The 25,404-nt window shown below is 45.1% G+C and carries 20 protein-coding genes; 10 read left to right on the plus strand and 10 right to left on the minus strand.

Annotation, left to right across the window (positions count from 1 at the left end):
- Positions 1-31: 31 nt before the first annotated feature.
- Positions 32-1,408, plus strand: a complete 1,377-nt coding sequence (locus tag RID09_RS17490) for a carotenoid oxygenase family protein (protein WP_446337205.1) — start codon at positions 32-34, stop codon at positions 1,406-1,408.
- A gap of 106 nt (positions 1,409-1,514) precedes the next feature.
- Here RID09_RS17490 and RID09_RS17495 read toward each other — a convergent pair whose 3' ends face one another.
- Positions 1,515-1,787 (minus strand): hypothetical protein, encoded by a 273-nt coding sequence (locus RID09_RS17495; RefSeq protein ID WP_446337206.1) that lies wholly within the window; start codon positions 1,785-1,787, stop codon positions 1,515-1,517.
- A gap of 262 nt (positions 1,788-2,049) precedes the next feature.
- Between RID09_RS17495 and RID09_RS17500 the strand changes: the two genes are divergently transcribed.
- Complete coding sequence (locus tag RID09_RS17500; protein WP_446337207.1) at positions 2,050-2,391, plus strand: hypothetical protein; 342 nt, start codon at positions 2,050-2,052, stop codon at positions 2,389-2,391.
- A 149-nt stretch (positions 2,392-2,540) separates the two neighbouring features.
- Here the strand turns inward: RID09_RS17500 and RID09_RS17505 are convergent, their stop codons facing one another.
- The 4 genes from RID09_RS17505 to RID09_RS17520 all read right to left on the minus strand — a co-directional run bounded on the left by RID09_RS17505 (position 2,541) and on the right by RID09_RS17520 (position 10,080).
- Positions 2,541-3,794, minus strand: a complete 1,254-nt coding sequence (locus RID09_RS17505; RefSeq protein WP_446337208.1) for an HhoA/HhoB/HtrA family serine endopeptidase — start codon at positions 3,792-3,794, stop codon at positions 2,541-2,543.
- A 330-nt stretch (positions 3,795-4,124) separates the two neighbouring features.
- Positions 4,125-4,901: an FkbM family methyltransferase gene (locus RID09_RS17510; RefSeq protein ID WP_446337209.1), complete on the minus strand. Its 777-nt coding sequence runs from the start codon at positions 4,899-4,901 to the stop codon at positions 4,125-4,127.
- 28 nt (positions 4,902-4,929) lie between these two features.
- The gene (locus tag RID09_RS17515; protein WP_446337210.1) at positions 4,930-7,710 is read right to left on the minus strand and encodes a cation-translocating P-type ATPase; all 2,781 of its coding nucleotides are present in this window, start codon (positions 7,708-7,710) and stop codon (positions 4,930-4,932) included.
- Positions 7,711-7,803: 93 nt separating this feature from the next.
- On the minus strand, positions 7,804-10,080 hold the full coding sequence (locus RID09_RS17520) for a ribonuclease R family protein (protein WP_446337211.1): 2,277 nt from the start codon (positions 10,078-10,080) through the stop codon (positions 7,804-7,806).
- A gap of 855 nt (positions 10,081-10,935) precedes the next feature.
- Between RID09_RS17520 and RID09_RS17525 the strand changes: the two genes are divergently transcribed.
- The gene (locus tag RID09_RS17525) at positions 10,936-11,829 is read left to right on the plus strand and encodes a hypothetical protein (protein WP_446337212.1); all 894 of its coding nucleotides are present in this window, start codon (positions 10,936-10,938) and stop codon (positions 11,827-11,829) included.
- 139 nt (positions 11,830-11,968) lie between these two features.
- Here the strand turns inward: RID09_RS17525 and clpP are convergent, their stop codons facing one another.
- Positions 11,969-12,577, minus strand: coding sequence for an ATP-dependent Clp endopeptidase proteolytic subunit ClpP (clpP, locus tag RID09_RS17530; RefSeq protein ID WP_446337213.1), 609 nt, complete (start codon positions 12,575-12,577; stop codon positions 11,969-11,971).
- Between the two features lie 171 nt (positions 12,578-12,748).
- On the minus strand, positions 12,749-13,342 hold the full coding sequence (locus tag RID09_RS17535; protein ID WP_446337214.1) for a sporulation/spore germination protein: 594 nt from the start codon (positions 13,340-13,342) through the stop codon (positions 12,749-12,751).
- A gap of 131 nt (positions 13,343-13,473) precedes the next feature.
- On the opposite strand from RID09_RS17535, the gene RID09_RS17540 reads away from it, so the two are divergent.
- The 4 genes from RID09_RS17540 (at position 13,474) to bioF (ending at position 16,911) form a co-directional block, all read left to right on the plus strand.
- Positions 13,474-14,649: an AAA family ATPase gene (locus tag RID09_RS17540; RefSeq protein WP_446337215.1), complete on the plus strand. Its 1,176-nt coding sequence runs from the start codon at positions 13,474-13,476 to the stop codon at positions 14,647-14,649.
- Entirely contained in the window at positions 14,643-15,260 is a 618-nt protein-coding gene (locus RID09_RS17545; protein WP_446337216.1) for a DUF4276 family protein, read from the plus strand. Before RID09_RS17540 ends, RID09_RS17545 begins: the two co-directional genes overlap by 7 nt.
- Positions 15,261-15,383: 123 nt before the next feature.
- Complete coding sequence (locus RID09_RS17550) at positions 15,384-15,593, plus strand: hypothetical protein (protein ID WP_446337217.1); 210 nt, start codon at positions 15,384-15,386, stop codon at positions 15,591-15,593.
- Between the two features lie 127 nt (positions 15,594-15,720).
- Positions 15,721-16,911, plus strand: coding sequence for an 8-amino-7-oxononanoate synthase (gene bioF, locus RID09_RS17555; protein WP_446337218.1), 1,191 nt, complete (start codon positions 15,721-15,723; stop codon positions 16,909-16,911).
- Between the two features lie 216 nt (positions 16,912-17,127).
- On the opposite strand, the gene RID09_RS17560 is transcribed toward bioF, so the two are convergent.
- A complete protein-coding gene (locus RID09_RS17560) occupies positions 17,128-17,838 on the minus strand; it encodes a manganese catalase family protein (RefSeq protein WP_446337219.1) in 711 nt (236 codons plus the stop codon).
- A 383-nt stretch (positions 17,839-18,221) separates the two neighbouring features.
- Here RID09_RS17560 and RID09_RS17565 point away from each other — a divergent pair, with 383 nt between their 5' ends.
- Complete coding sequence (locus RID09_RS17565) at positions 18,222-19,955, plus strand: adenylate/guanylate cyclase domain-containing protein (protein ID WP_446337220.1); 1,734 nt, start codon at positions 18,222-18,224, stop codon at positions 19,953-19,955.
- A gap of 155 nt (positions 19,956-20,110) precedes the next feature.
- Here RID09_RS17565 and RID09_RS17570 read toward each other — a convergent pair whose 3' ends face one another.
- Together RID09_RS17570 and RID09_RS17575 are read right to left on the minus strand one after the other, a co-directional pair.
- On the minus strand, positions 20,111-20,947 hold the full coding sequence (locus tag RID09_RS17570) for a Tab2 family RNA-binding protein (protein WP_446337221.1): 837 nt from the start codon (positions 20,945-20,947) through the stop codon (positions 20,111-20,113).
- Positions 20,948-21,206: 259 nt separating this feature from the next.
- On the minus strand, positions 21,207-21,593 hold the full coding sequence (locus RID09_RS17575; RefSeq protein ID WP_446337222.1) for a hypothetical protein: 387 nt from the start codon (positions 21,591-21,593) through the stop codon (positions 21,207-21,209).
- A gap of 498 nt (positions 21,594-22,091) precedes the next feature.
- Between RID09_RS17575 and RID09_RS17580 the strand changes: the two genes are divergently transcribed.
- On the plus strand, positions 22,092-23,243 hold the full coding sequence (locus tag RID09_RS17580; protein ID WP_446337223.1) for a nucleotide-binding protein: 1,152 nt from the start codon (positions 22,092-22,094) through the stop codon (positions 23,241-23,243).
- 210 nt (positions 23,244-23,453) lie between these two features.
- Positions 23,454-24,968 carry a glycerol kinase GlpK gene (gene glpK / locus RID09_RS17585; RefSeq protein WP_446337224.1) on the plus strand — a complete coding sequence of 505 codons (1,515 nt, stop codon included), beginning with the start codon at positions 23,454-23,456 and terminating at the stop codon, positions 24,966-24,968.
- The last annotated feature ends 436 nt before the right edge of the window (positions 24,969-25,404 follow it).

Genomic DNA, 25,404 nt, shown 5'->3' on the forward strand with positions numbered 1-25,404 from the left:
CAAATTGTAGGTAACAACTTCAGTGAACAAGATGAATACAACAGCCGTCAATCCTTTTTTAGCGGGGAATTTTGCCCCAGTGCAGGACGAAATCACGGCGGATGAACTAACCGTCATTGGTGAACTTCCTGCGGATTTATCCGGGATGTTTGTTCGTAATGGTCCGAATCCTCAGTTTCCCCCTATCGGTCAATATCATTGGTTTGATGGCGATGGGATGTTACATGGGGTACACATTAGTAATGGTAAAGCATCTTACCGCGATCGCTATGTCCGGACTCCAGGGTTTGAGAAAGAGCGAGAAGCGGGTCATGCTATCTGGACAGGGTTAATGGAACCGCCTAAGGACGAGGACTCCCCTCCCTCGGTTAAAAATGTTGCGAATACCTCTGTTATCTGGCACGCGGGTCATTTTCTGGCGATGTGGGAAGGTGGGGAACCCTACGCGATTAAGCTTCCGGAGTTAGAGACGATTGGCGCTTATACCTACGAGGACAAGTTAGCGTCTCCATTTACGGCGCATCCCAAAATTGATCCAGTCACTGGCGAAATGATGTTTTTTGGCTACTCACCCATGCAGCCACCCTTCTTAATATACAGCATTGTGTCGGCATCAGGTGAATTGTTGCGTACTGTGCCAATTGACTTGCCAGAACCGGTAATGATGCATGATTTTGCCATTACCCAAGATTACACTTTGTTTATGGATCTGCCGATGGTGTTTAACCCCCAGGGAGAACCAATGCTTCAGTTTAAACCTGAACGTCCCAGTCGGTTTGGTATTGTTCCCCGTCATGGTGATAATAGCAGTATCCGTTGGTTTGAGAGTCTGCCCTGCTTTGTTTTCCATACCCTGAATGCCTATCAGGAAGGGGATGAGGTGGTGCTGATTGCCTGTCGCATGAATTCGACGACGGTGTTAACCTCTGAAGAGGCTACGCCTGAAGCTGGGACTGATAAAGCTCGGCTGTATCAGTGGCGGTTTAATCTTCGCACAGGCAAAGTGCAAGAAAAGCCATTGGATGAGCGCATCTCAGATTTCCCCCGCATCAATGAACAGCGAATCGGACGCAAAATTCGCTATGGTTACACGGCAAAGATGGCAGATAATCCGATGCCGTTGTTTGAGGGCGTGATTAAATACGACTTTAGTAATGGCACGTCTCAAGTTTACCACTATGGGGCAAAACGTTATGGCGGTGAGGCGGTATTTGCACCGCGTCCGAATGGGACGGCTGAAGATGATGGCTGGCTAATCACGTTTGTCCATGATCACAATTCAGACACCTCTGAACTGGTGGTGTTGAATGCTCAAGACTTGACGGCTGAACCGATAGCGCGGATTGTGATGCCTCAACGTGTTCCTTATGGGTTTCATGGGACTTGGGTGACTCAAGAACAGTTATAGCGTTTCTCAAAAGCCATTCGTGTTCCCTCCCCTTGACAAGGGGAGGGTTAGGGAGGGGTCAAATTCAATTCATTACAAGAATTACAATGATTTATTAGGAATACAACTATTTGTTTCTGGGACAAACGCTACGGCTTTCGCCAATCTCTAGATCAACACAACCTGCATACTCCATCGCTGGTGGTGAACCTTGGGTAATTTTAATAGATTCAGCTATAAATCGAGTGTGATTTGATAGATTTTTTAGCTTTTTTAGCTCTATGTTTTCTGCATCGATTTGTCCGAAGCTAGGAGGGTATTTAACTATAAAACTGGTGTAGCTAATCAGGGTGGTCAATACTAAAAGAGTATACTGAGCTACCTTTGATTTCGTTGGCATTCTAGAATTAATCGTTAACTTTTTCAGAATATCTGGACGCTTTTCAACTCAACTTGTTCCATGGGATATCCGCGTCCAAAAATTCAGCGCCTGTATTATGGCATAAGGAAAATGATGATCTGTGCATATTTCCAGACTGTAGAGACGTGCCATGGCGCGTCTGGATTATAGCACGACAGATAATATAACTCTGGGATGAGGTGGAACAGAAGTAAAATCCTTACACTAGACTCAATCGTTTTACCAAGCTAAAGAGATAGGTATGGATTTGCAAAACCTTCAAGAGAAAGGGAAAAATGTAGTGGATCAAGTCACTCATACACTAGAAGAAAAAGGACAACAGGTCAAAGAGAAGGTCGCCAATGTTACTCAAGATAAAGCGGCAGAGTTGTCTGAGGATGCGATTACTGCGGCGGTTGATCGGGCTATCAATGTGATGCAAATTGCTAGCAAACGGGTTATTGCAAAAGATATTCCTACGGAAAATGTATCCTTAGAAGTTAGTGTGAATGTGATCGGGTTAGGTAAACTGAAAATGAAAGCAGATGTCCCGAAAGCTGGAGAATTCCAAAACCTTGATGTGGATGTTACAGAAAAAGGGTAAGCAGGGAGTTAAGCTGAAATCTGTTCTAATTTATATTTAGTAGGTTTCCCTGCACTCGCCAAGAACTCAAGTTCTTGGCTTATAGCTTAAGTCGGTTTAAACCGACTGAAACTTTTATCAAAAAAATGTTTTGAAAGGAATAATTGATATTATTCATCTTCAGGAGGCAGAGGTTCAGGTATTACTGTAAATTCCAAGGTTTCACTATTCCGTTGCACTTCTAAAGGCAAAGGGTTATCCACGCCATTTGCCTCAACTAACTTCTGAACGGTTTCCGCCTCGGTCACGGATTGATTATTAATTTTTTGGATAACATCACCCGCTTTTAATCCCGCCTCATCAGCCGGAGAATTCGGTATAACCCGAACAATCAGAATCCCTTCCTCTGGCTGAACTTGCATCGTATTGTTGGGATTCGTATTGATTTTTTGCTTAATTTCTGGCGTCAGCGCTACCATTTGAATACCGAGGTAAGGATGCTCAACTTTTCCCTTAGTAATCAGTTGTTGGGAAATTTCTTTGGCGATATCAATGGGTATGGCAAAACCAATTCCTTGGGCTCCTTGGATAATGGCAGTATTAACTCCAATTACTTCACCCCGCGCATTGAGTAATGGTCCGCCAGAGTTACCGGGGTTGATGGCGGCGTCGGTTTGAATGAAGCCAATCCGCTTATCGGGAACACCAACCTCGCTACTGGAACGGTCAATCCCACTAATTACCCCGACGGTTACTGTTTCTTGTAACCCCAAAGGATTTCCGATCGCGATCGCCCATTGTCCGGTTTGCAACCCTTGAGAATTACCTAGTTCCACCGTTGGCAAGTCGTCGGCGGATACTTTGACTACGGCAATATCGGTCACAGGATCTTCGCCCAAGACTTCACCTTCAAATGTGCGACCATCGGGAAAGGATACTGTTACGGTGTCGGCTTTATTAACAACATGAGCATTAGTGATAATTTCTCCATCATCACTAATCACGAAACCCGAACCAATACCGCGCACAATACGTTCTTGAGGCTGAGGAACTGAACTCCCAAAAAAACGCCGGAAGAAGGGATCATTAAAGGCATTGGGAATCTGGGTTTCTACGGTTTTTTCTGTATGAATTCGCACCACTGCTGGTTCAACTTTGTTCACCACTCTCACCACAAAGTTGGTATCTTTAGGGGTTGGCTCTAGGGCGCGATCGCGGATATCATTGTCATCTTCAATGACTTGAGCCGTGGTTTGTTGCTCAGAAGAGACTGTGGATGGGTTAGAGCAGCCTGCGACACCCAAAATGGTAATCCCTGTGCCAATCATGGATAGCACGCCGTAAAAACTGGCTGTTCGCTTTCCCGGTTGCTGAGTTCCATCAGCAAAACGAGTGGGGTTGCGATCGCAGGATTTTGATTTCATGCCACTTTATTCTCCTTTGCCAATGAGCAGTATAGTACTGATTTAAGACTTAGCCTTTCGCGCCGGAATTGTCATCTATCTGAAGAGTACCATTCTCAAGCATTTATGGTGTTAACGTATCTAAACCCGCCCCCTCTCCACCCCAATCGTGCCAAACAATCATGCCTACTCAGGGCATCCTACCAACATCATAAATCTGTTCTCGTCTGGGATGCGATCGGGGCGGGTGGGAGCGAATTAAATGGTGAGTTGCATCAGTTAGGGGTTAAACCCGCCCCGGAGAGAAGGCGCTATAGACTTAGATTCTATTGATTTGCAAAGGAAAATTAGTTAACTTTTTGCTATTGCAATAAAGTTAAAGGCTTGAAACGGATACTGCAAAGCATTATTGAATCGCTCATAGTCAAGGGGCGGGTTGTCTTTCAGAAAATCTTTTAACAGAAAGACTGAATAGGATTGGTGTTGGGTTAAAAACTCGAATATTTGGGTGGACGTGAAACCAGAGCGAGATAATCCTCCCCTGGTACACTCGAAGAATAGAGCAGGACGATAACGTTTTAGTGTATCTACCGCTCCACGTAGCACTGCTAATTCATAACCTTCCACATCAATTTTAATGAAATCCACACGGTATTCAGGACTAAGAATGTTGTCTAATCGTTCACATTGAATATTGATTTCCAACAATGTTTCGTTGTTCTTAGGATTAGGCTTACCAAGTCCACTGAAACCTGAACGACTAGTATTGACATAAAATTTTGTTTCACCCGAAGTATCACTAAGGGCTATGTCTCTAATCTTAATTTCGGGGAATTTCTGTTTCAGCCAACGTGCTTTATAGGGTGTTGGCTCAAAGGCTATGTGATTTCCCTTGGGTGCTAGCCTTAGAATATCACTGAGCATTGAGCCTAGATGACAGCCGATATCTAAACAGTTGGCAGAATCAAAGAGGAGGCGCTGCATTGCCTGCTCAATCCTCAATGGTTCCATGTAAATTTCACCAAGTTCAGGATGCTGGCTACGCCGCCTGAATTTCAGAAGTTCTTGTAGCTTCTGAGCAGGTTTTTCAAAAGGTGTACGAATAAGCAAGTGTTTGATGTATTCCATGGCAAAATTTAACCTTAGATTAATGTTTTTAAACCTTGTTTTTCTGGGATTTGTATCGACGCAACCCTTTATCCAATTCCATCGCCCAAATCACAATTGTACTCATGGCGAGACTAATGCCTAAATCAGAAAGTGATAACCCTGTCGTATTAAAAATATCCTGTAAGAAGGGAACATACACCACCGCAAGTTGTAATAGAAAGGTTAAAACAACCGCGCCTAATAATGGCTTATTCGAGAGTAAATTCAAAGTAAATATGGATTCTCGCTCAGATCTCATGCTTTGAGCTAAACCGATGCGGGAAAATGCCAATATACTAAATACCATCGTCTGCCAAGCCGCTTGACCCGTAAACCAATAGTGATAATCGACAACCAATAAGACAAGTCCCAGAAGTAACCCAATCCAAACAATATCTCGACCCACTCCCCGACTAAAGACACTCTCTTTCGGATTATGAGGCGGACGGGACATGATATTCGGCTCCGCCGGTTCGACGCCTAATGCCAAGGCTAACAATCCATCAGCCAATAAATTAATCCAGAGAATTTGTAAAGGAAGCAATGGTAAAGGCATCCCTAAAAATGGTGCTAATATAATCACCCACAGTTCACCACAATTCCCGGTTAATGTATATTTAATAAACTTACGGACGTTATCGTAAATCACTCGTCCTTCTTGAGTCGCTGCCACAATCGTGGCAAAGTTATCATCGAGCAGCACCATATCTGCCGCTTCTTTCGCCACATCTGTACCCGTTAACCCCATTGCTACGCCAATCTCGGCTTTTTTTAAAGCGGGTGCATCGTTGATGCCATCCCCTGTCATTGCCACAATATGTCCCCGGTTTTGCAGCGCCTGAACAATATCTAATTTGTTCTGGGGCGAAACTCTGGCATAAACAGACACCTCATCAACCCTTTCGCTTAAGTCTGAGAGTGACAGTTTTGCCATATCCTGACCCGTTAACATTAAACCGTTGCTAGAAATACCCACTTCTGAGGCAATATAGCGAGCGGTTAAGGGATGATCTCCGGTAATCATCATGGGGCGAATTCCGGCTTTCTGACAAGTCAGAACCGCCTGTTTGACTTCCGGGCGCGGCGGATCGATCATACCAATCATGCCGATAAAAATCAGGTCTTTCTCTAAAACATCTTCGTGTCGTTCTAGGGGAAGTGTGGCGAGGAGGTGAGATTCTATGGGACGAACCGCGATACCGAGAACACGGATTCCATTTTCCGCCAGTTGGTTATTGGCATGAGAAATTTTTTCATACCAACTATCGTTTAATCGGGTAATCTGATCATCAAACCAAACCTGAGTGGAAATATCTAAGAGACTATCAACGGCACCTTTGGTAAAGGCAATATAGGACGCCTGATTAAACAGTAATTCCCAAGGCTTAAGCCAACTTAGCTCATCAAGACGTTTGTCTGTGGCAGTTGGGAGTTCGTGAACCGTAGTCATGCGTTTGCGTTCAGCGTCAAAGGGAACCTCGGTTATCCGTTCAAAAGCATAGTCTATATCCGTTTTCCATAAACCAAAACGGGTGGCGGCGACAATCAGAGCGGTTTCTGTGGGATCACCGAGAACTTGGATGGGGTTGGATTGCTCCAGATGAAACTCTGCAATCGCATCATTACACAGAGTCGCCGCCGTGAGTAGTAAGGCGGTAGTGGGTTCCTCTTTTAACAGCTTAGACTGTTCATCCTTCTGTGAGGGCATCATTAACTCATCAAGTTCTGGCATCGCCAACTCAATTTGATGCCCAATCAGGTTCAGATGAGTAACCGTCATCCGATTCTGGGTGAGGGTACCGGTTTTGTCCGAACAAATCGTTGTTACCGAACCCAAGGTTTCTACGGCGGGTAATTTACGAATCAAGGCTCGCTGTGTCAGCATCCGTTGAGCGCCCAATGCTAAGGCGATGGTGACGACGGCGGGTAATCCTTCGGGAATCGCGGCAACGGCTAAACTGACTGCCATGAGGAACATTAAGCGAACCGATTCGCCCTGGAGTAGCCCCAAACCAAAAATAACCAGGACTAAGATTAAAATCGCGATCGCTAATATCCATCCTAATTGGTCTAACCGTTGCTGGAGGGGGGTTGCTTCCCGTTCTATCCCCTGAATCGCTTTGGCAATCTGACCGAGTTCTGTCTTCATGCCTGTTTCTGTCACCACGGCTAATGCCCGCCCATAGCTAATCACTGTACCCATGTACGCCATATTCTGTCGCTCTGCCAAAGGCAGATTAGCTGTGGTAATCTTCTGGGCAATTTTATCAATGGGTTCAGATTCCCCGGTGAGTGAAGCTTCTGAGGTGCGAAGATTGCTGCTTTCGAGCAACCGACAGTCAGCCGGGACTAAGTTTCCAGATTCTAGGATAACGATATCCCCCGGCACCAGTTCACGGGCGGACAGTTGTTCGAGGATGCCATCGCGACGCACTTTCACCGTCGGAACCGCCAGCTTTTTCAGTGCTGCGATCGCGCGTTCGGCTTGGTATTCTTGGCGAAAGCCGAGGATGGCATTAAATACCACAATTGCGAAGATCGCGATCGCATCCTTATATTCACCCAACAGAGCCGAAATCACAGCCGCCACAATCAGCACCACCACCACCGTTGCACTAAACTGCTCCCACAAGATTTTCCAGGGGCTTTCCAGGGGGCGATCGTTTAACTCATTGAGTCCGTAGATGTCCTGACGTTGACGAGCCTCTTTGTGACTTAACCCGATGGTGGCATCGGTATTAAGCTGTTTGAGAACATCGACAAGATTGAGAGTATACCAGGTAGTCATTGGTCATTGGTGATGGTTGATTGTTGATGGTTTATGGCTCAAGGCAATGGCATAAGACCGAAGACATAAGCCATAAGCCATAAGCCAAAACGATTAATCTTCTAAATCTTCATTACTCGCCACGCTACCGCCACTAACGGTTACCAAGTCAATTTGTTGACGGTAGTAATCCACGCTCTTGACTTGAACTTCTACATGATCGCCCAATCGATAAGCTGTGCGGTTTTTCCGACCGACTAAACAAGCATGACGAGAGCGATATTCATACCAGTCATCTTTCAGGGAACTGACATGAACCAATCCTTCCACCAACAAATCTTCAATTTCGACAAAGAATCCATAGGATTGCACTCCTGTAATTAAACCACTGAATACATGACCGGTGCGTTCTTTCATCTGCTCGGCTTTTTTCAAGCCCTCTAAATCAATTTCCGCATCTTCGGTTAGCTTTTCCCGGTCATTGAGATGGGGAACCAGGGTGCTTAATTGACTTTCCAACTCTTGTTGAATGTCAGGGGGTAAAACATTCCAGTTAATATTGCCATGGGCGCTACTATGGTGAAGATTGACCCGATCTTTAGACCGAGTGGTACGGCGATCGCGTCCTTCTAAGAAGGTGTACTCTAAGACCCGTTGGACAAATAAATCCCCATAGCGCCATACGGGAGAGACAGCGTGGCAATAGCTGGTATCATCAGCTAAACCAAAGTGCAATCCAGGTTTAGAACTATAACCAATCGGTTTTAAGGTTCCCTGAAGTAAGTGATTCAGGACTTTAGCCGCCGTTGATTTCGCCAACATTTGGGTCAAGCGCTGATAATCTTGGGACGTCACATCTTCCTCCAAGGATTGCTCGACATCGAGTCCTAGATTACTCCCTAACTTGAGCAAATCTTCCAGCCGTTCTAAATCGGGAGTCGGATGGACACAGTAAATTCCTGGCAAGGATAAGGCGTGCAAATGGGATGCTACCACTTTATTTGCCAGTACCATCAGTTCTGTCAGGAGCGATCGCAACGGCATAGACGCCGAAACCATTATCGCACCGTGTCGTCCTTCATCTTTGCTGTGGGGAAGGGGTCGAGCAATGGCTTCTTTTGGCAATGTTCCATTCAATTCAAAGGCGCCTCGTTGCTGTCGCACGGCTCTGAGTGCTGGAGACAAGCTAAAGAAGAGTTCCTTGAGCTTTTCTACAATCGGTGCGAGTTCGGGTTTGCTTTGTTCATGTCCTCCTAATAAAGCCTGTGCTTGTTCATAACTGAGCTGGTGATCTACTTGGATAACACTGGGTTGAATTTCAAATTCTACGAGTTGTCCGGATTCAGTTAAAGTTAACAGCATTGAAAGGGTTAAGCGATCTTCACCGGGTACGAGGGACACCTGAGACAGGAGTTTTTCCGGGAGTATGGGTAGAACCGTATCTCCCAAATACACAGCAGTTCCTCGCTTTCGCGCCTCTCTATCGAGGGGTGAGTCTAGGGGTATCCAATGGGCTACATCTGCAATATGGATGCCTACCTGCCAATTTCCGGTCTTGGTTTTTTCTAGAGTAAAGGCATTTTCGACAATGGCGCTATCTAGGGAGTCTGATTTGTCTTCTATCGTCATCGTCAGCCGATTCCGCAAATCCAGGCGATTTTTCAAATCGGTCTTGCGGAGTGAGTCGGGTAACCCTTCGACAGCCTTTAACACTGAATTGGGAAATTGGCGGCGCAGATCGTGTTTACAACAAACTATATCCGTATCGGCGGCGTCTTCGGCATCACTTCCCAAAACGCGAGCCACTTTGCCCAGGGGTGGGTTTTGTCCCAGGGGATAGCGCAGAACTTGCACATGAACTAGATGATCAACCGCCTCCTCCAGAGGGGCGATGTTGGGTCGCAGATCTAGTTCAAATAGTAGGCGATCATCCAGGGGGACAGCGTGATAAGTGCCATCTTCAGCCTGTCTGACTCGTGCAAGTACCGAGGGATTCACTCGCTCGAGAATCAACCGTACCTGTCCTTCTGGAGAACGGCGACGACTTCCTTCTTTGGTAACTTTGACCAAAACGCGATCGCCATTCCAAGCGCTACTCAGATGATTCTTTTGAATGTAAATATCATCGGCGCCCTCAACATCTTGAATGGCAAAGCAAAATCCTTTACTCGAACAGCGCAGTTTGGCTTCGACCACATCCTCTTCATAGACTCGTCGATACCGACCCCGTTCTTTTTCCAAAATGCCAACTTTCTCCAGCACATCCAGAGCAATCTGGAGTTTTTGCATATTTTCGTCGTCCTGACACCCCAGTTTCTTTTCCAAAACTTTTGGGGCGACTGACTTGTCATCGGTAAAATTGGAGAGTAATGTAGCGATTGAAAATTCCATCCAACAATCCTTTTTTTTCTTTGATTCGGCGTTTACTTGAATTTGCCTAATGGCAATACGCTACCCGTAGCGTTAGTGTGGGGGAGTTTACTCCAAACGTGGAGGGTCAATGGGTAACGGTGCTTTCCAGTTGCTCCCATTGACCTATATCCGTGTTCTCTGACTGAAACTGACGCTCAAATCACTCATAAAAGAAGGGCTGAGAGAATCCCGTGGATTTGATGCCAGAATGCTTACCGATCAAGATCGCTATGGCAACGGTAATGGCATCTCTTGCCAGAAGAGCTATTTTCCTTTTCGAGAACGATCGCGCCTCATCTGACGGAGCAGTCATAGAAATAGAATAGGATCTGTCAGAATACAACCGTCTCTTCAGGGACGCGATCGCGAGCGGATAGGGCTTGAGCTATCCAGTTCAGGTTTACGGACACACGTTAACCCACGACCTGTTTCGGATAATTGCCGCTGTTCGCTCGCTGGCGTCGCGTTGCGGCAAGAGTCCGTGAGTTACAGCTCACTTGGGACAGTATGTCATTATTGTAGATTCTCGTACCCCTACCTTGGAAGTCAAGCATCAAAAGTTATGCCTTTAAACGTCGGTTGTTATGCCGAAGTTCAACAGGTGGAAAATAATTGGTAAATTTGTACTAAATGCCCGTTCACCAAAGGGTGGCTTATACTTGCCCATTCTTGTTCCGGGTCGTTTCAAAAGCCACAGGACTGTCCTGAGTCATTTATGTAACTTTATGTTACATGTTTGGATCGACACGCCCTCACCGTACCAACAATACTGTCGTTGTCTATCCGGACAGTCCGAAATATATCGTGTCAATGTACCGCGTTGAGTAAAGTTTAATGGAGTATATGTTGAATAAATTCCGAGTTTGTTATCCTCAAGGGAACCTGATTAGTGAGCTTTTAGCCATCGATCACGGTCAGTATATCGTGCGTGTCAGCGTGGAAATCGATGGCGTAACCCGGTCAACCGGTCTAGCTGCTGCTAAAACGGTAGAATTAGCAGAAGACCAAGCAAGACTTCGAGCAATAACCGTTTTAGCGATTGATCACGAGAGTACTACAGACGCCGAAACGTCCCCACCCCTTAGCCATCCCCAAACGTCAGTAGCGGCGGCTGAAGTTCCCTCATCCCCTGAGTCAATTCCCAACTCGCCTCCCGCTTTTTCCTCAGAAAGTCTGGAATCAACACCTGAGGTTGAAGACACTCCAAGCCCTAGTCCAATAGATACCCACCCCATATCGGAAAAATCCACTCAAACCCCTGAACCGAAGGAAACCCTCCCAGAGACGGTTGAGCCACCCCCCTTGACTGAGACAAAATCCAGCCCAACCCCTGAACCGACAGTAAAGCTTCCTGAGACAGTTGAGCCGCTTTCCTTAACGGAGGAAGTATCAGCACCACAGACACCCATGTTTAAGGAAGAGACACCCACCCCAGTGGGAGTCACTCAGTCTTTGTTTGAGCCAGAATTAACACCACCCCCATCTGATGCACCTGCACAAAAGGAAGCTGAACCCGATAGTCACAATCAACCCAAATCCGAAACACCCATTGACTTTTCCGAAATTATTGCCCGAACCAATGTGGAACTCAAACGGCTGGGTTGGACAAATCAACAGGGACGGGATTACCTCATCGAAACCTATGGTAAGCGATCGCGTCAGTTGTTAACCGATGAAGAGTTACTCGACTTCTTGCATCATCTCGAATTAGAACCGACACCCGAATAATCGGGTATGAGTTTTGAATGTTGTGTAGGGGCGGGTTTCACTACTATCCTTTCTTATTTCAAAAGGGATGTAACTCGCGCCCGCCCCGACTAAGTTTTGAGTGAACTTAGAACTCAAAACTCTTGCCAATTCAAATTGGCTAGCCCACCTTAGCTGGAGTCTTGGTTGCAGAAGGACGCCGATCAATCACTTGATCGATTAAGCGGTACTCCTTGGCTTCCTCGGCTGACATAAAGAAGTCCCGTTCTGTATCTTCAGAAATTCGGTCAAGGGGTTGACCCGTATGTTCAGCCAAAAGGTGGTTGAGCCGTTGTTTGTGATACAGGATTTCTTTTGCCTGAATTTCAATATCACTCGCCTGTCCTTGAGCGCCGCCTAAGGGCTGGTGAATCATAATTCTGGAATGGGGTAAGCTCATCCGCTTACCCTGCGCCCCAGCACTCAGGAGAAACGCACCCATACTCGCCGCCAAACCCACACAGATGGTGCAGACATCGGGACGGATTTGATTCATGGTATCGTAAATCCCCATTCCTGCGGTTACAGAACCACCAGGGGAGTTGATATAGAGGTAAATGTCTTTTTCGGGGTCATCGGCTTCTAAGAACAACAGTTGAGCCACAATTAAGTTAGCTAAATCTGAATCAACCTGTTGTCCGAGAAAAACGATACGTTCCCGCAGCAGACGAGAGTAGATGTCAAAGGCGCGTTCACCGCGACCCGATTGTTCGATAACTGTAGGAATCATGCAAATTACGCTAATCTTAAGCTGATATTCTTCTAGATTGTAGCGAGTTGGCTCAGGATGAGGGATGAGGGATGGGGGAGCAGAGGGAGCTGGGGGAGCAGAGGGAGCAGAGGGAGCTGGGGGAGCAGGGGGAGCAGGGGGAGCAAACAAATGACTAATAACGAATGACGATTAAAGTACAATATCTCGTCCTTGGTCTGTAAAACGAACGTCTTTAATATTGAGTCTGGGGTTTTCTAACAAGGTTTTGCGGATACTACCAAATAATGCCAATTGTTCGCACATTGAGAGGGAGATAAATTGACGTTGGGAATCCGGAGATAAGCGCAAATCGATAGTAGCAATACCGTTATTGAGGTTAACGCGATAACCAGTTAAATCCAAGTCACCCGAACTAACTTGGGCGATAACGTTTCCCACGGACGCTGTTACTGGGGTTTCTGCTGCAACAGCAACGGGTTCAGGGATAAGGGTTTCACATTGGCTGTCAGTTCGATAAATATTAAGAGTTATGGTTTTGACAGCATCAGCAGGTTGGGGAGTCGAGGCTGGATTCACTTCAGGGATGACAGAGGAATCGGGTTGAGCGATAAGGGAGGCGGTTGAGTCAGGATTTGCCGTAGTCAGAGATGATGACTCAGAGGAATTTTCGACAAGATTACTAGGAGTTCCCTTACCATTTGCGGCTAGCCAACCCCAGCTACTGAAACCAGCAATAATAATTCCTGCGATCGCGGGGATAAAATACGGTTGAATACGATTCATAGTCGAGAGCTGATTGCCTCAGGTAGATGTTCCTCACTTAGGATTCGAGGTGACTGGCTACTCATCCGGATCAAAATCGTTCAACGGCTGGATTGCTCTAAAATAATAAAGACGTGACCGAGGCGGACAACATGGAAGGCAAACGATTAATTCGCACCCTGCGACTCAAAAAATTACTATCCTATGGTAGTGAAGGTGAAGAAATTGAACTGCAGCCTCTAAATTTGCTTATTGGTCCTAATACCTCTGGTAAATCTAATTTAATTGAAGCCATTGGACTCCTCAGAGCTATACCTAAAAATTTGATGACGGCAATTCGTCAAGGTGGTACTATCAGCGAGTGGCTTTGGCAGGGGGAACAGGAAAACCCCATAGCTGAAATTGAGGCAACTATAGATTATCCAAATATCCCTTTGCGCTATAGATTGAATTTCACTGAGGTGCATCAAAACCTAGAGATTGTAGATGAGTGTATAGAGAATCAATACAAAACTAGCCCAGATGATGAAGATGTAGATTTTTTCTATCGTTATCAACAGGGGAATCCCTTAATTAACTTTAAAGATCAGGGAATCAAACCCATGACGACAAAAAATACCCTTGTGAATAATCAGTCGATTATAGCTCAAATCAGATCCCCTCAACAAAATCCTGAAATTACCTATTTATATAATCAGTTTAAAGATATTTGTATATATAATGAATGGCATATTGGTTCTACGTCAAAATTAAGAAAGCCTCAAACTACATCTCTACCTGAACATCCTCTCCTAGAAGATGGAAGTAATATGGGTTTGGTTTTTAATTATTTACAATATCAGTTAGGAAGCAGGACGATTATTGATTACATCAAAAAAATTTATGAAGATGTTGAAGAAATTATTGTCAGAATATCTGGTGGTACAGTTCAATTATTTATCCGTGAAGAGGGTATAATTCAACCCCTGCCTGTTAATCGGCTTTCCGATGGCACAATCCGTTATTTGTTCTTATTAGCTATACTCCTTGATCCAAATCCCCCACCACTCATCTGTATTGAAGAACCCGAAATTGGTTTGCATCCGGATATTTTACCCACCATTGCTGAATTACTGATTGAAGCATCTGGGCGAACACAATTAATTGTTACCACTCATTCCGATGCTTTAGTTTCCGCACTTCCGCCTGAATCTGTACTGGTATGTGAGCGAGATGAAAAAGGCACTCACCTGCAACGTCTCGATCCAGAAAATCTTAAAGAATGGCTGGAAGAATTTTCTCTAGGTCATCTCTGGCGTATGGGTGAAATTGGGGGAACTCGATGGTAAAAGAGATCCACATCTATATTGAAGGTGATCCTCAACTACGTCAGGGATTTCGTCATTTCTTTCAGCCTCTCTATAAGGTGGCAAAACGTCAAAAGGTTACAATGAAAACACTTAAACTGTGTGGTTCCAGAGGAGATACCTACAAAGCGTTTAGAATTGCACTTAAAAAACATCCAGATGCTTTTATTGTCCTGCTGGTTGATGCAGAAGGAGCTGTTGATGAGCAACAAAAACCATGGGAATACCTGAAGAATAGGGTTGAAGATAAATGGGATTCCTTGGGGAATGATAATACCCACTGCTATCTTATGGTTCAGACAATGGAATCCTGGTTTGTTGCTGATATTGAAGCTTTAAAGGATTACTATGGTAAGGGATTTCAAGAAAGTGCTATTCCAAAAACTTCCCAGGTCGAGAACATCGATAAAAATATACTCGAATCATTTCTAAAAGTAGCTACTCGTAAGACTATAAAAAAAGAGTATCACAAAACTCGTCATGCGGCACAAATTCTAGAACGGTTAGATGTGGCAAAAGTCCGTCAAGCTGCACCGAGTTGCGATCGCCTTTTCACGACGCTCACCCAAATCATGGAACCAGCGACAGATTGAGGACTCGCGGTGGTACACTTAATCTGATAGACCCACCCTTGGCTTGCTTGGAATTGAGATAGAATAAGCTGGGGAGATGATTTTTCAGCTTATGGCAAAAATCGGGAAAAAGGAGTATTAGAGATGGGGATTGAAAATAGAAGATGGAAAGGATTGTTTGCGCCAACTGAGGTGGTTGAACTGAAACAGATGTGTTTAACACCCGGACAGATATTTCAACCTGGAAGATATAAGGCAGAAGATTTACCTGATATCGCTTTTGAAATGGGTTTGGTTGAGGGTATTTCTAAGGCGGAAGAACAAAAAGATAAAACTGGAGATATTGATAAATAAAGAAATTGGTGAGCATAGAAATTATATTTTTTTAACGCAGAGGAGCGCAGAGGTTAACGCAGAGGGCGCAGAGGGAGTTGGCGGATTTGGCAAAGAAATTTTGGGGAAGAAATAAGGGGGAGACAATATGAGAACTAACCCTTATGTTTGGTTAGAAGATTCTCTTGTCACTATCCACAAAGCTAACTGGTATCGTTCAGTCCAAACGCTGCAAAGTCGTCCGGGTGCGGTGGTAAAATTGGCAGGGCGAGAGGTGATTAATTTTGCGAGTAATGATTATCTGGGATTGGCGGGGGATGATCGCTTAATTGAAGCGGCGATTAGGGCGACAAAGGACTATGGTACAGGGAGTACGGGTTCTCGGTTACTCAGTGGACATCGGGAATTGCATCGAGAATTGGAATGTGCGATCGCATCCCTCAAACAAACTGAAGACGCACTGGTGTTTAGTTCTGGCTACCTGGCGAATTTGGGTGCGATCGCGGCTTTAATCGGAAAGCGTGATTTGATTCTGGCAGATCAGTATAATCACTCTAGCCTAAAAAATGGGGCAATTTTAAGTGGTGCAACGGTTATCGACTACGCCCATGCTGATATAGAAGACTTACAGCGTCAACTGGTTCACCATCGGCAAAATTACCGCCGTTGTCTCATCGCCACCGATAGCGTTTTTAGTATGGATGGGGATCTGTGTCCTTTGCCTGAAATTGTATCACTTGCTGATCAATTTAGCTGCATGGTATTGGTAGATGAAGCCCACGCTACTGGTGTTTTAGGGACTACAGGTGCAGGCTGTGTAGAACATTTTAGCTGTACTGGACAACCCTTGATTCAAATGGGAACCCTGAGTAAAGCGTTAGGAAGTTTAGGGGGATATATCGCAGGTTCAGCGACTTTAATTGATTTCTTGAGAAATCGCGCCTCTAGCTGGATTTATACCACTGGATTATCTCCGGCTGATACCGCCGCCGCTTTAACCGCGATTGAAATTATCCAAAAAGAACCCCAACGTCGCGCTAAACTCTGGCAGAATGTAGAAATGCTCCAATCTCTAATTACCCAAACATTACCCCATCTCAAATTATTGCCGTCTGAATCTCCTATTCTCTGCCTTCAATTTCCCAGCGCTAAAGACGTTCTCACCACGGCACAACAGCTAAAAACAGCAGGTATTTTTGTCCCAGCAATTCGTCCTCCCACCGTTCCCACCAGTCGGATTCGCATTTGTGTAATGGCAACTCATGAACCAAGCCACCTCCAACAATTAGTGAAAGAATTTCTCAGTATTGTTCCCTCCCCTTGGCAAGGGGAGGGTTAGGGAGGGGTCAGATCAAGGTATCACTTTCTGTTTGAGCTTAACTTGACATAGATGCAGATCCTTGCGCCAAATTTAACTGTAAAATCTCTTTCACTCCGTAAAACTAATAACAAGTATATTCCCTAACCCTCTCCTTACAGGAGAGGGTTAGGGAGAGGTCAGATCCCTGGTTAATTGACCAACAGCTCCCTTCCAGTCGCCGGAGTCCCCAGGGGGTTACTCGCTCCTTGAAGAATGACTAACTATGGGGTTAGCCACATACTTAAAGTCGGGTGCAGAATTCCACGGCTTATCACCTTGTTGAGGAGTTCCGTCTGACTCAGTTGATAAGTTATAGTACAGATCAACAGTGCTATCGGGTTCGATGTTGCCAAACATTGGATCAGTGAGCTTACCCATAGAATTTAATGCATTCATAAACATCTTTGTATGGGAAATTTCGCGGGTGAGTAGGTGTACAAGCGTCTCTTTTGTTCCCGGATCAGGCGCTATTTTGATTAGTGCTTCGTAGGTTTGACGAGCGCCAGCTTCCGCGCCAATATTTGCCCGTAAGTCACGGACAATATCGCCACCTTCATTAATATAAGCAGCTGTCCAAGCCGACCCTTGACTATCTAAGAAATGAGGACCCATTCCCCGTACTGCAAATAGCGTACTTTTGTAAGCGTCAGTCTGATCAACATTCTTGGTGTGGGATTCAATCAGTTTGCCAATCATCTCTAAATGGCTAAATTCCTCAACTGCGATATCTTGAAGCATATTCCGGATGGAAGGATCTTCACAGTGAAAAGATTGCACCCAATACTGTAAAGCCGCAGTGAGTTCACCCGTAGCTCCACCGAATTGTTCTAACAAGAGTTGGGCAAATTGAGGATGTTCTGTCTCAATATTAACTGGCTGAATGGTCTCTTTCTTGTGAAAAAACATAAATTCCTTTTGAGTATAGCTATAGAGGAAAAACCTGCCTGCACAGTTATTCAAAAACTAACTGCGCTTAAATATCAGAATAATGTATAACTCTTAATCGCACCTTGAACTAAAGATAGAAACTTATTGGTAAATGATCTTAAATATAAGTTTAAGAAAATATACCTTGAGAGATAGAGATTCTCAATCCAACTCGAATTAGTAGGGTGGGTTGAGAGACTCTGGAGACGGGGGAACCCGAAGAGAGGAAGACAGAATAACTTACGCCTTACTGAATTTCTTCCTTTATCGCCTTGAATTGTAGTACTTTAATTTGTAGGGAGAAAGAACTACTCCCGACAGTCCGGCTTATCTCCCTTGTCCGCCACTCCCCGACTTAAATTATGAGCCTGCGCCAGAAAACCCTACTCCTCATCGGTCTCACCCTTGCGGGTTTAATCGGTGTCCTCTACGCCAGTCTATCGCTGATTTTAATCCGCAGTTTCGCGCAAATTGAGGAACAACATGCATATCGTAATGTGCGACGGGTACAGGAGGCGGTATTCGAGGAATTGGACAGTTTAGCTGTTTTAGCGGCTGATTATGGTGAGTGGGATGATACTTATGGGTTTATTGAAAGTACCAATCGAAGTTATATTCAGGAGAATCTATCAGATACAAATCTGACTAATATCAACCTAAACCTGGTTTTATTCTTTAACCGTCAAGATAAGCTCGTTTTTGGTAAACATTTTAAGTTAGACCAGCAGCAAGAAACCCCTATTCCCACTCCCTTAATCCAACAACTGAATTCCGATATTGTCCTACTACAGCACCCGGATACTACGAGTAGCATTACAGGTTTAATTCTCTTACCCCAGGGACCACTAATGATTGCCTCTAACCCGATTCTCACCAACGAGGAAGCAGGTATAATACGTGGGTCTTTGATTATGGGTCGCTACCTCAACGACCAGCGAGTTGAGGCATTAGCTAAACTCACCCAACTCAATCTTAAGGTCTACCGACTCGATAATACTCAATTGCCTGCTCAATTACAAACTGTGCGGTCTACCCTATCTCAGCAGGAGTCCAAACCCAATCAAACTCCCATCTTGATCCAGATTATAAGCCCAGAAGCGATCGCAGGTTATACCCTACTCCGCGATATCTCTGGTCAGCCCGCTTTACTCGTCCAAATCGACATCCCGCGAGAAATCTATCAACAAGGTCGCGTTAGCCTACGTTATCTTATTCTATCCCTCTTAGGCTTAGGGATTCTCTTTAGCGTAGGCACTCTTTTTCTCTTGGAAAAAATGGTACTGTCTCGCCTAGCTAGACTGAGTAAAAATGTACAGCAAGTTGGCACGAGTAATGACCTCTCGCTGCGAGTTAGCGCCAAGGGGAATGATGAATTAACCCACCTAGCACAAAGGATTAACTCTATGTTAGATGCCTTAGAGTCTTCTGCCAAAAACCTGATTACTGAACGAGAAAAGGCAGAAAATCTACTCCTGAATATCTTGCCAGCATCTATTGCTAAACGCCTGCAAAAAGACTCAGATACCATTGCCGATAGTTTTGAAGAAGCCACAGTTCTCTTCTCTGATATTGTGGACTTTACTCGCCTATCGGGAGAAATCTCACCCACCGAACTGGTCAATCTGCTCAATGAAATTTTCTCGCGATTTGACCGTTTAGTGGAACTCCATGGCTTAGAAAAAATTAAAACGATTGGGGATTCCTATATGGTTGTCGGCGGATTACCCTTACCGCGTCGAGATCATGCTGAAGCCGTTGCCGAATTTGCCCTGGATATGCAAGGGGAAATTGATGCGGTTAATGCTCAACAAGGGCAAGCTTTCAGGATGCGTATTGGCATTCACAGTGGTCCGGTAGTCGCTGGGGTGATTGGGTTGAAAAAGTTTATTTATGATTTGTGGGGCGATACAGTTAATATCGCCAGTCGCATGGAATCCCATGGTCTTCCTGGTTATATTCAGGTTTCCGATGCCACGTATGAACACTTAAAAGATAAATACGTTTTTCAAGAACGTGGTTCAATTCATGTTAAAGGTAAGGGAGAAATGACCACATACTTTCTCAAAGAGCGTAAACAGAATGAATCGGATAAGTAGGTTGGGTCGAAGAATGAAAACTAACTGTAGGGGCGGGTTTAGCCATTTAATTGGAATACCTACGGATAACCTTTCAACAAAACCCGCCCTTCATCAACATTAAAGATGCCTAATAACCAATGACAAATGACATAAACGAATGACAAATGACAAAATCAATCAGCCATCAATAACCAAAACCCGGTATACGTCATTCCCGAATCATCCGGTTGCACCAATAAAAAATTCAACCCCTGACTCTGTTGCTTACGCTGTTCATACAACCTCGCCGCCGCAGCAACCTCTTCATCTTCAAATGTTGCCATCACCCAGCGTTCTACTAACCCCGCCTCTAAAATTAACCCATCCGGCGCACCTGGGACATAATTAAGTGTTACAGGTAGCACCTTTTGCAGCCAACGTGCCAATGGCATGGACTGGCGTCCCCCATCAATCACAACTCCAGGAATAGCTACCGTTGAAGGTAAACCTAAATGGAAAGGTAAGAGTTCATTTGGCATCTGTAAAATCGGAATCGGGCGTTGGGCAAACCCCTCCTCAATATCCCCTGCGGGAATAGTAGCAAATCGCCAGCGATCGCCCCAGAGATTTTCGGGTAAGGGTACAGGTGGCGGTTTTTCCAAGCCAAGGGGGTTGTACGCTTCACCCGTGTAATTCTCTTGCTGTTGATACTGCAAGGCTATTTCTTGTAATCGTTGCTTGAGGGCTGGAGTGCGCCGTGTCGCTTCTACCTTAATCCCCAATCGTTCTCCAATCTCCTGGAACAAATTGAACGACTGGGGGCGAAAGACTTGAATAGCATCCGGTAACCCTGTTTTAGCCGCCGCGACTTGCACCTGAGACACCAACCAATCAGGGGTTACCTCTGGCTGAGGACAGAATGATTGATAGATAACGTTGCCTATAGTATCGCCAATCAATAATTCCCACAAGACTTGTCCAGTTTCATTTCGCAGGGGACGCCGATGAAAATCCGCTTGCCAAACATTCATTGATAAATACGATGTCTTTTAATATCCTTATGATAAAAGATTAAGCCACAATAAGTGATGGAATGGGAGGCTGCTTTCCCTTTTTCCCAATCCCAACCGTTAACTTTAATTTAGTCCGACTACTTAGTATTTGGGCTGAAACCTATGATTTACAAAAGTTAATACTTACCTAAATTCCCTAAAAAAAGAGGGTTGACTGCCCTCTTCTGTACCAAATGGTATTCAATTATCAAAAGGTAATCAGTTTGGCATATCTATCTTAGATAAGTCCGGGTCCTCTACCACGCTCATCTTTTTCCATCGTCAACTCGCCTTCGCGTTCTTCATCGAGTTGTTGAAGTTCTTGGCGACGTTTAGCCGTCTCTTGTTCTTCTTTTTCGCGCAAGTCACCCGGTTCGTTGACATACATTTCGGGTTCTATGGCAAAGTTATTTACCAAGCCTTCGTTGTCTACTGTATAACCTTCAGTGGTGTCGATACTATCAGGATTGCTTTGCTTATCTTGCGTAATTTTTGCCTTATAGTTATCTCCTTCCCGTTCTTTACGGGCGGCTGTTTCCGCCGGAACGATGTTTCTGTCGTAGTTATCGGATTTAATTTGCTCTTTTGTCTTGGCTTGGCGATCTGAAGGATTTGTCTGAGCCATAATAAGTCCTCGAAAATCATCAATATGTATTCCACTTCTCAATTTACAGAAGAATTAATTAACGTACATCCCTCTGGCGAATTAAATTAAATCCACTGTTGAGGCGTTTAGAACAAATGCATCCATCTAGGGGCTTAAACTGTAACCAGTACCGCTTTTTTATAGAGACTAGAGATCACACAGATCACACAGATGGGGGACACAAGGGAGATGGGGGCGGGCGCGAGTAACATCAGGGTGACAACAAATCTTAATAGTGAAACCCGCCCCGACAAACCAGATTCCACTCTTCAGCGCGTTGGATCTTCACAATCACCTCTTCCCCGATCACCACAAAAGTGGGGCGAATTGGTGATAAAAGTTACAATAGTCCAGAGAGTCGCTTAAAAAAAAGGGTTGACTTATTGAGCAAAATGTGTGTAAGTAAAAACAACGGTTTATCCTCTCTGGCATCCCCTTTTTGATTTATTACTTATTACTTATTACTTCATCGTAGTTATGTCATCATCTCGAAAGCCGCCTTATATGAGAGACTTTGCTCAGTTTGAGCAACATGTAGCAACTATTTTTCAAAACGAGGGGTGGACAGTCACCACTCCCGACCCCAAGCCGCCGGAGTATGATTTAGTGGTTAGCAAAGAGGGTCAAGTTGGTGCGGTTCATCTGAAATGGTTGATTAGTAATGTCCAAAAACCCCAAATCCTCAGATTTTTAGGGTTTTTAGAATCGAAAGCAGGTCAAAACTTTAACTGTGGCTTTTTTATCACCACCAAAGGCTATGGTGCGCCCGCGAATGCTTTAATTCGCTCCTGGGGTTCAGATGCTAAAATTCAATGTGGAATTACGGCGGATAACCAAATTCTCTGGGTTAATGAGGATGAATTACCACCGCCAGAACCACCGAAACCCGGTAAAATTTATGTTGGGGTTTTTACCTGTAAAGGTGGCGTTGGCAAAACGACAGTAGCGGCTCATTTAGCTGGCGCGTTTGCTTTGGAAGGATTTAATGTAGCGCTCGTCGATTTAGACCCGGAACAAAACCTGCAAAAGCTATTAGGAGATGGGGTGGATGTCCCCCGCCCTAGAGGTGTTGGGGCGAGTACCTATATTGCTGTCTATGATTGGCGGGAGTGGCATGAAGATGCAGCACGGGATTGTAAAGTAGTCGTTTGTGATTGCTCACCTGCCTTAGAACGTAACCCTAAAGAGCTGGTGAGTCAATTTGACTATTGTATTATTCCGACTACATTAAATCCCTTGGGACTGAACAAACATGGTCAAGTGATTAAAGATACGGTAAAAGAAATCCGAGAACTCAATCAACAAGCTCACTTATTTGTGCTGGTCAATAATTTTAAATATCCGGGGTCTAAGAGGCGATTGAGGTTGCTCAGAGATACGTTTTTGAATACGTATAATGAGGTTAAAGCATTCGACAATAAGTTTCATTGTATTGATCCCAAATATGCTTGTATTCGATCGAGTGATCAACTGTATTATTGGGGAATTCATTTACTGGAAAATCCTGAAGAAGCTCGCAGTGAGTTAGCGTTTAAACTCGTGGGCGGAATTTGTTATCCCCGCGATGATTTTATTAATCTAGCCGATTATATTGAACGGGAAGCGGGGTTAGGCATTCTCAGGACTTAGGGTGACATGGGTGAGCTATAAGCTGGGTAATCTTATCAAGCTTTTAGTACAGATTGTAGATTTTGTCAATCAATCCAAGGAGTTGAATTGATCTGTGATTTCCTCTGTTAACGCAAAGAAAGACTACAGAGAGTAGCCGAGCGATCGCATAACCTGGTAAATCTGTACTCAACCCTATTAGGGGTTTAGCTGTAAGCTTTTAAAATTGTGATGACTACTAACGCTAAATACGTCCTCGCCCTTGATCTCGGTACCACGGGGAACCGAGCGATTCTATTTGACAAACAGGGTGCGATCGCGGGACAAGTTTATCAGGAATTCACCCAACACTATCCCAAACCCGGTTGGTTAGAACATGACCCCCAAGAAATTTGGCGGGATACTCGCGCCTGTATAGAGCAAGTTTTAAAGGATAAGGGGGTGTCAGCCTCAGAGATTGCGGCGATTGGTTTAACCGTACAGCGCGAAACCTGTTTACTCTGGGATAAAACCACCGGTGAACCGTTGTATAATGCGATCGTCTGGCAGGATCGGCGCACAGCTAACCGATGTCGGGAGTTAAGCCAACAAGGTCATGATGTAGATATTCAAGAACGCACCGGATTAGTGCTGGATGCCTATTTCTCGGCAACAAAGTTAGAATGGCTGCTCAACTGGGTGCGCCAAGAAAAACCGGATACGAATTTTGATAACGTATTAGCTGGCACTATTGATACCTGGATTCTCTGGAATCTCACCGGGGGAAAAGTCCACGCTACCGATCACAGTAATGCTAGCCGCACCATGCTGATGAATCTCGCCAATCAGGATTGGGATCACAGCCTCCTAGATTTATTTAGCATTCCCCCTCAGATTTTGCCCCAAATTCAGCCCAGTATGGGACTCTTTGGCAAGACTGAACCGAGTTTGTTAGGGGCACAAATTCCGATTATGGCGATTTTTGGCGACCAACAAGCCGCCTTATTTGCCCACGGTTGCGATCGCCCAGGTATGCTCAAATGTACTTATGGTACAGGCTGCTTCTTGATTTCCCATACTGGCACAGAACTGACGCGATCGGGCAACCGACTTCTCTCCACCGTCGCCTGGACAAACGCGGCAAATGGCAGTGGCGCAGATGTCGCTTATGCCCTAGAAGGTGCGATGTTTACCACAGGGGCTTGTATTCAGTGGCTGCGAGATGGTCTACAACTGATTAATTCTGCTGCCGAAACGGAACCCCTAGCGCGTCAAGTCGAAGATACAAATGGAATCTATTTTGTTCCCGCTCTCAGTGGTTTGGGTGCCCCCCACTGGGATATGAGTGCCAGAGGTGCATTCCTGGGCATTACAGGCGGTGTTAAGCGGGAACATATAGTTCGGGCGGTATTGGAATCCATCGCCTATCAAGTCAGAGAAGTTGTCGATGCGATGAACAAAGACGGCGACACCCCGATCAAACTCCTGAAAGTAGACGGTGGTGCGTCTCAGAATGACTTCTTAATGCAGTTTCAAGCCGATGTCCTCAACATTCCCCTGGAACGTCCCGCCGTTCTCGATGCTACGGCGCAAGGTGCTGCATTTGGTGCAGGTTTGGCAGTTGGTTTCTGGGATGATTACCATAAGCTAGTTGCCCAAACCCCCATCGAACGGACTTTTGAGCCGGGAGATGGCAAAAAAGCCGCCCAGGATAATTTTATCTGTTGGCAAAAAGCCGTTGAACGTGCCAAGAATTGGGTGGAGTGACATCCTCCCACAGGGGAATCTCTGATTCTCTGTGGGCTTCTACCTTCCCCGCCCTCACAGGATACTGCTGGCGAATTTAACATTCTGCCCTAGGATGACCGAACTACGTTAGAGCCGAATCATGATTTTATTGGCTTTGACGCTATGCCAGTAACATTCGCCAGCAAAGTCCTTACAGTAGGCGGGGTCGTTCATGTCTAAGTACAAATCATCGAACTTAATTATAAATATAACTAATACTGATTAATCAAGGATTGAATCCGTCAATAGCTTCCATAGGAAACCGGGCAAACCGTTGTCAACACGGCTATTGACTGGGGCTATCAGCAGCACATATCGGGAAATTAATCGGTTAGTGTACCTATAAGAATAACTAATTTAATATTCAATTAACACTTTCATTCCTAATCCCGTTTAATCTTGTTAACTTTTTTTC

Source organism: Coleofasciculus sp. G1-WW12-02 (assembly GCF_040219735.1).
Lineage (GTDB): Bacteria > Cyanobacteriota > Cyanobacteriia > Cyanobacteriales > Coleofasciculaceae > Coleofasciculus.

What these genes read in the sequence shown, in the direction of transcription:
- RID09_RS17490 (WP_446337205.1), top strand. Translation starts at nt 32, where the DNA reads ATGAATACAACAGCCGTCAATCCTTTTTTAGCGGGGAATTTTGCCCCA.
- RID09_RS17495 (WP_446337206.1), bottom strand. Translation starts at nt 1,787, where the DNA reads ATGCCAACGAAATCAAAGGTAGCTCAGTATACTCTTTTAGTATTGACC.
- RID09_RS17500 (WP_446337207.1), top strand. Translation starts at nt 2,050, where the DNA reads ATGGATTTGCAAAACCTTCAAGAGAAAGGGAAAAATGTAGTGGATCAA.
- RID09_RS17505 (WP_446337208.1), bottom strand. Translation starts at nt 3,794, where the DNA reads ATGAAATCAAAATCCTGCGATCGCAACCCCACTCGTTTTGCTGATGGA.
- RID09_RS17510 (WP_446337209.1), bottom strand. Translation starts at nt 4,901, where the DNA reads ATGGAATACATCAAACACTTGCTTATTCGTACACCTTTTGAAAAACCT.
- RID09_RS17515 (WP_446337210.1), bottom strand. Translation starts at nt 7,710, where the DNA reads ATGACTACCTGGTATACTCTCAATCTTGTCGATGTTCTCAAACAGCTT.
- RID09_RS17520 (WP_446337211.1), bottom strand. Translation starts at nt 10,080, where the DNA reads ATGGAATTTTCAATCGCTACATTACTCTCCAATTTTACCGATGACAAG.
- RID09_RS17525 (WP_446337212.1), top strand. Translation starts at nt 10,936, where the DNA reads ATGGAGTATATGTTGAATAAATTCCGAGTTTGTTATCCTCAAGGGAAC.
- clpP (WP_446337213.1), bottom strand. Translation starts at nt 12,577, where the DNA reads ATGATTCCTACAGTTATCGAACAATCGGGTCGCGGTGAACGCGCCTTT.
- RID09_RS17535 (WP_446337214.1), bottom strand. Translation starts at nt 13,342, where the DNA reads ATGAATCGTATTCAACCGTATTTTATCCCCGCGATCGCAGGAATTATT.
- RID09_RS17540 (WP_446337215.1), top strand. Translation starts at nt 13,474, where the DNA reads ATGGAAGGCAAACGATTAATTCGCACCCTGCGACTCAAAAAATTACTA.
- RID09_RS17545 (WP_446337216.1), top strand. Translation starts at nt 14,643, where the DNA reads ATGGTAAAAGAGATCCACATCTATATTGAAGGTGATCCTCAACTACGT.
- RID09_RS17550 (WP_446337217.1), top strand. Translation starts at nt 15,384, where the DNA reads ATGGGGATTGAAAATAGAAGATGGAAAGGATTGTTTGCGCCAACTGAG.
- bioF (WP_446337218.1), top strand. Translation starts at nt 15,721, where the DNA reads ATGAGAACTAACCCTTATGTTTGGTTAGAAGATTCTCTTGTCACTATC.
- RID09_RS17560 (WP_446337219.1), bottom strand. Translation starts at nt 17,838, where the DNA reads ATGTTTTTTCACAAGAAAGAGACCATTCAGCCAGTTAATATTGAGACA.
- RID09_RS17565 (WP_446337220.1), top strand. Translation starts at nt 18,222, where the DNA reads ATGAGCCTGCGCCAGAAAACCCTACTCCTCATCGGTCTCACCCTTGCG.
- RID09_RS17570 (WP_446337221.1), bottom strand. Translation starts at nt 20,947, where the DNA reads ATGAATGTTTGGCAAGCGGATTTTCATCGGCGTCCCCTGCGAAATGAA.
- RID09_RS17575 (WP_446337222.1), bottom strand. Translation starts at nt 21,593, where the DNA reads ATGGCTCAGACAAATCCTTCAGATCGCCAAGCCAAGACAAAAGAGCAA.
- RID09_RS17580 (WP_446337223.1), top strand. Translation starts at nt 22,092, where the DNA reads ATGTCATCATCTCGAAAGCCGCCTTATATGAGAGACTTTGCTCAGTTT.
- glpK (WP_446337224.1), top strand. Translation starts at nt 23,454, where the DNA reads ATGACTACTAACGCTAAATACGTCCTCGCCCTTGATCTCGGTACCACG.